The following is a 7,844-nucleotide window of genomic DNA, read 5'->3' as shown; positions in this document are numbered from 1 at the left end:
GGAACTCGATGGCCGGGCGACCACTTGCCTCACACGCGGCCACTTCTTCGGCATTGATGCCACGCGACGCATTCGAGATATCGCTCTCGGCTGCCGTGCAGAAGCGCTCAAACCCAGCACCTGAGCCAATGCTGTCAATCGTGATCTGGCCGCCAAAGCCATCGTCAATGAACAACTCGGCCATGCGCTCGGTCAGCGGGAAGACTGTCGACGAACCAGCGATGATAATATCGCCCGTCACCGACGCAGGATCAACCTCGGGCAACTCAATAGCATCGCCTGCTGGGGCAGCCGTGGGCTCAGGGGCAGCCGTGGGCTCAGGGGCAGCCGTGGGCGCAGCCGTTGGTGCGGCCGTTGGCTCGGGGACAGCGGTAGGGGCCGGGGCATCTGTCGCCTGCGCAACCGGGGCGTCGGTGGGGGTTGCCGCAGGGGCACCACCACAGGCAACCAGCATCGGCAGCAGCAGGGCCAACATCATGAAAAGCGGCATAAGGCGTCTGAAATTCGGGGCCATACTTGTCAATCCTCCTGATTGAACGAAACACACAGGTGCATCACAGGTTGCACGTCACACCAAAAACCAGGATGAGCGAGCTTCATCCTAGTAAACACATCATGGTGGGTTCATATAGCTTGATCCTGCAAACTGTGACACCAACGCCATTCTACGCTGCCTCTGTTAAGGCGACAGAGAGATTTTATTAAGAGGATGTTAAGAATTTGGTAAGTGAAGCGTGCGCTTCAGTGGATGTCCTTTAACTCTTCATAAACAACAATTGTTGCAGGAACGGTTATAATGCAACCGCGTGCGCGATCGCCACGCATCGGTTCCGGCTTTTGAGGAAAGCGTATGCACTCTTCTTCTGCGCGTTCGGCGAGGATGGAGCCAATCGCGATTATCGGTCTGGCTTCGTTCTTCCCCCAGGCGCATGATGTGACCACCTATTGGGATAATATTCTGCGCGAACGTGATAGCATCACGGATGTGCCTCCCTCGCGTTGGAAGTTGGAGGATTATTACGATCCCGACCCGACGGTTCCCGATAAGACCTATTCGCGCCGGGGTGGTTTTTTACCGGACCTTGATTTTGACCCCCTTGAATTTGGCCTTCCACCCAACATTCTCGAAGTGACAGATGTTTCGCAGTTGCTGGCCCTGGTTGCCGCACGTCAGGCGTTTGACGATGCTGGCTATGGTGAGGGCTGCGGCTACGATTTCGGGCGTACCGGGGTGGTGCTTGGCATTGGCGGTGGGCAAAAATTAATGACGCCGCTGATCGCGCGCCTGCAATACCCCGTCTGGGAACGGGCCTTGCGCAGTTGCGGGCTGGGCGATGAGGTGATCAACGAGGCGGTTGAGAAGATCAAACTGGCCTATATCCGGTGGGAAGAGAATTCGTTCCCAGGGATGCTCGGCAATGTGATTGCCGGGCGGATCGCCAATCGTTTTGATCTGGGTGGCATCAATTGTGTCACCGATGCGGCCTGTGCGTCATCACTCAGTGCGTTGCAGATGGCGATCAGTGAACTGAGTGCGCATCGTTGCGATATGATGCTGACCGGTGGGGTGGATACCGATAATTCACCTTTTATGTACCTCTGTTTTAGCAAAACCCCGGCTTTTTCGCGGAGCAACATGGTTCGTCCCTTTGATGTTGCGTCGGACGGGATGATGGTTGGCGAGGGCATCGGCATGCTGGTGCTCAAACGGCTCTCGGATGCCGAGCGCGACGGCGACCGTATTTATGCGCTGATCCGTGGTATTGGGTCGTCAAGCGATGGTCGCTACCGAAGCATTTATGCGCCCAGGGTTGACGGTCAGGTGCGGGCGTTGCGCCGTGCGTACGAACTGGCCGAGGTTGATCCTGCGACCGTCGGGCTGATCGAGGCCCACGGCACAGGCACCGTTGCCGGCGATCTCTGCGAGGTGACGGCCTTGCGTGAGGTCTTTGGGAGCGCCAACGCCGGCCAGGAGCAGATCGCCCTCGGGAGCGTCAAGTCGCAGATCGGCCATACCAAAGCGGCCGCTGGTGCGGCGGGGATGATCAAGGCCGCGCTCGCGTTGCATCACAAGGTGCTGCCCCCAACGATCAATGTGACCCAACCCAATCCAAAATTTGGTCTTGATGGCTCGCCGCTTTATGTCAACACCCGTCCACGCCCGTGGCTGCGGAGGCCCGATGACGCGCCGCGACGCGCCGGGGTGAGTGCCTTTGGCTTTGGGGGCACCAATTTTCATGTGGTGTTGGAAGAGTACGAAGCCGAGCAGCAGCAACCCTATCGTATCCACCAGACTGCCCGCGAGATTCTGATCAGTGCGGCCACCCCGGTCGAACTACACACTATCTGTACAAACCTCGCCGAGGCGCTCGCTGGCTCGGAAGCGACCCGGATTTTTGCTGAACTCGCCGAGGCCAGCCAGACGGTTGTTGTGCCCCAGGCGCATGCCCGCCTCGGCTTTGTCGCCGCGCATCCTGACGAAGCGTGCGAGCAACTCCAACGGATCATGCCGCTCTTGCACGCTCAACTCGAGGCCGAGCGCCTGCAGCATCCACGCGGCGTCTGGTATCAACGCGCCGGGATGGCGACCGAGGGGCGGGTCGTGGCGCTCTTTCCGGGGCAGGGTTCGCAGTACCGCGAGATGGGGCGTGAGGTTATGCTCAACTTCCCGCCATTGCGCACGCTCCTTGGTGAGGCAAATGCGGCGGGCGGCGCGGTACGCCCATCGCTGGCCGAGATTCTTTTTCCTTCCCCGGTCTTTACCCCTCAGGAAGAGGCGCGCCAAGAGGCCCAGTTGCAACAGACGGCCTACGCCCAACCAGCGCTTGGTGCCCTGAGCGCCGGGTTGTTTCGACTGCTGAGCGCGGCTGGCTTGCGGCCCGCGTTTGCGGCGGGGCATAGCTTTGGTGAATTGACCGCCCTCTGGGCGGCGGGGGCGCTTGACGATGCGGGTTTCTTCAGGCTGATGCATGCCCGGGGACGAGCCATGGCACCGCCTGATGACCCCTCGTTTGATGCCGGCACGATGCTGGCCGTGGCTGCTGATGTGACCGTTGTGCAAAACTTGATGGCACAGGTGCCTGGGGTAATGATTGCGAATCTCAACGCACGGAACCAGGTTGTGCTGGCTGGCCCTCATGCGGCGATCGCCCAGATGCATCAGCTTGCCCAGGCCGCAGGACACACTAGCACGCTCTTGCCCGTCGCTGCTGCCTTTCATACCCCCCTGGTGCGTCACGCGCACGAACCATTCAGCCAGGCCATTCGGCAAACGACCTTCAACCCAACGCAGATCCCAGTCTACGCAAATACAACAGCCCAGCCCTACCCCAGTCAGCCCGAGGCAATGCAGACGATGCTCGCCGACCAGTTGCTGCAACCGGTCTACTTCTTGCAGCAGATCGAGCAGATCTACGCGGCTGGGGGCAGCATCTTTGTGGAATGTGGCCCGCGCAGCATCCTCACCAATCTCGTCAAAACAATCCTGCATGATCGTCCTCATGTTGCCATCGCCCTGAACCCGCAGCGCAAACAGGACAGCGACCGTCAGCTACGTGAGGCCGCCGTGCAACTACGCGTCCTCGGCGTGCCCATGCGCGGGATTGACGGGTATCAACGGCCACCAGCACCAACGCCCATCGGCAAACGCAAAGGACTACGGGTGCGTCTGAGTGGCGCGAGCTATGTCAGCGACGCGACACGCACCGCATTTGAGACCGCAGTTGCCCACGTTACGCCCGTCGCAGTGGACACGGCAAGCACAACGAAGCGCCCGCAACAGACAGATCACATTGGATCAGATAATGCTAACGGGATAAGCATGCAAACAGATATGCAAATGAACCCTCAGTCGCTTTCACAGAACGGTTCGCACGAACAAAACACGCTTGCCCCTGGAGAGCTTGTGGCGCGTTTGTTGAACCATCAACGCGATCTGCTCCAGGTTCACCAGCAATTTCTCAACTATCAATGGGATTACACCCGGCTCTTGCTCCAGGCACCTGAACCGAAGACCCCACAGAGCCAAGAAGATCTCGCGGCGATCCATGCGATGCAGCGTGAGACCTTGCGCATCCACGAGGAATTCCTGGCCCAACAGGCGAACTACGCCAGCGGGTTGCTGAGCCAGATTCAGCACGTAAGCGTCAATGTGCCCCCCGCGTCGGCCCTGCGGAGTGCGTTGCCGCCCCCCACCCCGGCCCTCCCCCCGCTGGGGGGGAGGTCAGTCCCCCCCGCCCCGGCCCTCGCGGTCGCCCCGGCCTTTGCACCGCCCACCGCTCCGGCCCTGCCCCACGCGGGTACGCCGCCCCCCTCCCCAACCCTCCCCCCGCTGGGGGGAGAGAGTGCGGTGCCTGCTCCGGCCCTCGGGAGTACGATACCCCCCACCCCGGCCCTCCCTCACCAGGGGGGAGGGAGTGCGGTGGCCCCGGCTTTTGCGCCGCCGGTACCGCCAGTGCTGCCACCAACGGCGGTTCCGCCACCTGAGGCCAAGAAGACGGCAAGCCCAGCACCGGCGCTTAGCCCAGAACTCATCGAGGGCTTGCTGACGGTGGTGAGTGAGAAGACTGGGTATCCCTACGAGACCCTTGAACTCGCGATGGATATGGAGTCCGACCTCGGCATTGACTCGATCAAGCGGGTTGATATTCTCGGTACGATGCAGAGCCGCTTTGCCCTGCCGCGTCTTGCCCCGGAAGAACTGGCCGAGTTGCGTACCCTCGGGCAGGTGGTTGAGCATTTGCATCAGACGGTGAATGGGAGTCTCCCCCCCTCCCCGGCCCTCCCCCACCAGGGGGGCGGGAGTGTGGTGCCCCACGCCCCGGCCCTCACGCCGCCCCCCACCCCGGCCCTCCCCCACCAGGGGGGAGGGAGTGCGGTGGCCCCCGCCCCGGCCTTTACCCCTCCCCCCACCCCGGCCCTCACGCCGCTGGGGGGAGGGAGTGCGGTGCCTGCGCCGCCGGTGTCGCCACCGACGACTGTTGCGCCGCCCCCTGCCTCGGCCATAGGAGGGAGTGTGGTGCCTGCCCCGACGCTGAGCCCAGAACTCATCGAGGGCTTGCTGACGGTGGTGAGTGAGAAGACCGGGTATCCTTACGAGACCCTTGAACTCGCGATGGATATGGAGTCCGACCTCGGCATTGACTCGATCAAGCGGGTTGACATTCTCGGTACCATGCAGAGCCGCTTTGCCCTGCCGCGCCTGGCCCCGGAAGAATTGGCCGAGTTGCGCACCCTCGGGCAGGTGGTTGAGCATTTGCATCAGACAGTGAACCGCAGTGCCGTCCCCCCCACCCCGGCCCTCCCCCACCAGGGGGGAGGGAGTGTGGTGCCCCACGCTCCGGCCGTATTTGCGCCTGCGCCTGTGCCGACGGTACCGTCTGCGCCGCCACGGTTGGTGCAGTTACCGATGCCTGATCTGCTCGAGCTTGCCCCGGTGGATGGATGGAGTTGTGTGGTTACGGATGATGGCAGCAGTGTGCCAGGGATGCTTGCACAGGCACTTGCCGAACGTGGCTGGCAACCGGTTGTGCTACGGCTTCCGACGGCAGTTGTCGGTACGCATGCGCCACTGCCGCGTGGCATTGCGCGGGTCGTGCTACCCGATATGAGTGAAACGCACCTAAACCAGACCCTGCATGCGCTGGCCGAGAGTTATGGGCCAATCTGCGGGCTGATCCACTTGCATCCACAGGCTACTAGCCCGCTGACATCCAGTACCCTTTTTAGTGCGATCGAGCATCAGCTTGTGCGCCACATCTTTCTGGCCGCCGGGCAACTCAAAGCCTCGCTTGTTGCGGCCAGTCAGGTAAGCCGAGCCTTCTTTGTGACGCTGACGAGACTTGATGGTGAATTGGGCACCAGTATGCGCCAGCCGATCAGTCCGGTCGGTGGTGGTCTCTTTGGGTTGGTCAAGAGCCTGCGCCAAGAGTGGCCGACGGTCTTTTGCCGCGCAATGGACGTGCATCCGGCCTACGAAGCCGAACAGATTGTCGGCCTTGTGCTCGGCGAGATGTATGATCCCGATCAGCGTCTGGTTGAGGTTGGGTATGGGTATCAGGGCCGAGTCACGCTTGAGGCCGATCTTCCCACAGGTGATATATCATGATTGACACTGTGTCAACTGTGCCAATCAACGAAGCAACGATCTTTTTCGTGAGTGGGGGTGCACGGGGCATTACGGCGGCATGTGTCATCGGGATGGCCCAGCGTTTTCGGTGCCAGTTTGTATTGCTTGGGCGCACGACGCTCACGCCGGTGCCCGCCTGGGTTGAGCCGGGGATGGACGATGCGACGCTCAAGCAGCGCATTGCAGGGACATTCACCGCGCAGGGTGAACGTGCCGTGCCAGCGGCGATCCAGCGGGTCTGGAGGACCATCAGGGCGTGCGAAGAAATAGAGGCGACGCTGGCGGCGATTCGTGTGGCAGGTGGCACAGCGCGCTATGTGAGCGCCGATGTCACTGATCCCGAGGGCCTACGAGCGGCACTGCGTCAGGCGGACATCGATCCTGCGGGCATTACCGGGCTCATCCACGGGGCCGGTGCACTCGCCGATAAACGCATTGAGCAGAAGACCGGGGCCGACTTTGACGCCGTCTATGGCCCCAAGATCACGGGGTTGCAGAGTCTGCTCACCGTTCTGCCACCAGGCCAGTTGCGCTACCTGGTGCTCTTCTCTTCGGGGGCGGGCTTCTTTGGCAATCTTGGTCAGACCGATTATGCGCTTGCGAACGAGATCCTCAATAAGGCCGCTTACCAGTTGCAACGCGATCATCCGGCGTGCCGGGTGCTGTCGCTCAACTGGGGGCCGTGGGACGGGGGCATGGTAACGCCGGCGATCAAGGCGCTCTTTGCACAACGGCAGATTGCGGTGATTCCCGTTGACGGCGGCGTCGCGGTACTTGTTGAGCAACTGGCCAGAGCCGAGACGACGGTGCAACTGCTGGTGGGGAGCCCGATGTTGCCTGCCCCGGCTCCACTTGAGCAAACGCTGCGTACCTATCGCCTGCACAGACAGTTGACCGAAGCAGCGAATCCCTTCCTGCGCGACCATATGATCGGGTTGCACGCTGTGCTGCCAGCCACCGCCGCCGCAAGTTGGATGAGCGATGGCTGTGCGCAACTCTATCCCGGCTACCATCTGCGCCGGTGTGATACCTTCCAGGTCTTGAAAGGCATCATCTTTGACGAGCACCTCGCCCCGACGTATCAACTCGAACTGCGCGAGACCTTCAAGGATGAAGCCGAGGGTGTGTTGCGACTGGATGCGGTCATCTCAAGCAAGACAAGCGCAGGCAAACCACGGTTTCACTACCGTGCGACCATCGAACTTGGGCGAAAACGGCTTGCCCCCCCGTCACCTGGAGCGGTTGGGCCTGGTGAAGATCAGTGCCTTGACGGCGCACAGCTCTATCGCGATGGCACGCTCTTTCACGGGCCACTGTTGCAGAGCATTCAATGCGTCGTACCACAGAGGGCCGACCGGCTCGTGCTGCGGTGCCAATTGCCTGCGGTGAGTCTGGCGGCGCAGGGCCAGTTTCGCGCCGAGACCTTCAACGCCTACGTCGCGGACGCGCTCTTGCAGGCGGGACTCGTCTGGATTCGCCAGAAGCACCATGCGGCGAGCCTCCCACTCGGTTGGGCGAGGCTTGGGCACTACCAACCGCTTGCCTTTGAGCAGCCATTCTATCTAACCCTGACACCCTGTGCGAGCAACGAATTGCGCCTGAGTGCCGACATCACCGCCTTTGATGCCGCTGGGCAGGTGCTGCTTGCGATGCACGGGGCCGAATTTGCCGTGAGTCATCAACTCGACCGCCTCTTTGCCTTGCGCAACGCGTAGCG

2 protein-coding genes and 1 pseudogene are annotated in these 7,844 nt (G+C 61.7%); 2 read left to right on the top strand and 1 reads right to left on the bottom strand.

The features are described from left to right. The coding region (locus EKD05_RS26010; protein ID WP_205704024.1) for a substrate-binding domain-containing protein at positions 1–514 on the bottom strand (514 nt) is incomplete at its 3' end. A 354-nt stretch (positions 515–868) separates the two neighbouring features. Between EKD05_RS26010 and EKD05_RS21420 the strand changes: the two are divergent. Beyond that, positions 869–6,106 (top strand): annotated as a pseudogene (locus tag EKD05_RS21420) (beta-ketoacyl synthase N-terminal-like domain-containing protein); the annotation flags it as partial. Further along, positions 6,103–7,842 carry an SDR family NAD(P)-dependent oxidoreductase gene (locus EKD05_RS21415; RefSeq protein ID WP_129676973.1) on the top strand — a complete coding sequence of 580 codons (1,740 nt, stop codon included), beginning with the start codon at positions 6,103–6,105 and terminating at the stop codon, positions 7,840–7,842. The pseudogene EKD05_RS21420 and the gene EKD05_RS21415, both read left to right, overlap by 4 nt. Positions 7,843–7,844 lie beyond the last annotated feature (2 nt).

Source organism: Candidatus Chloroploca sp. Khr17, from assembly GCF_004138165.1.
GTDB lineage: Bacteria > Chloroflexota > Chloroflexia > Chloroflexales > Chloroflexaceae > Chloroploca.
This window is presented reverse-complemented; position numbering and strand designations above follow the sequence as displayed.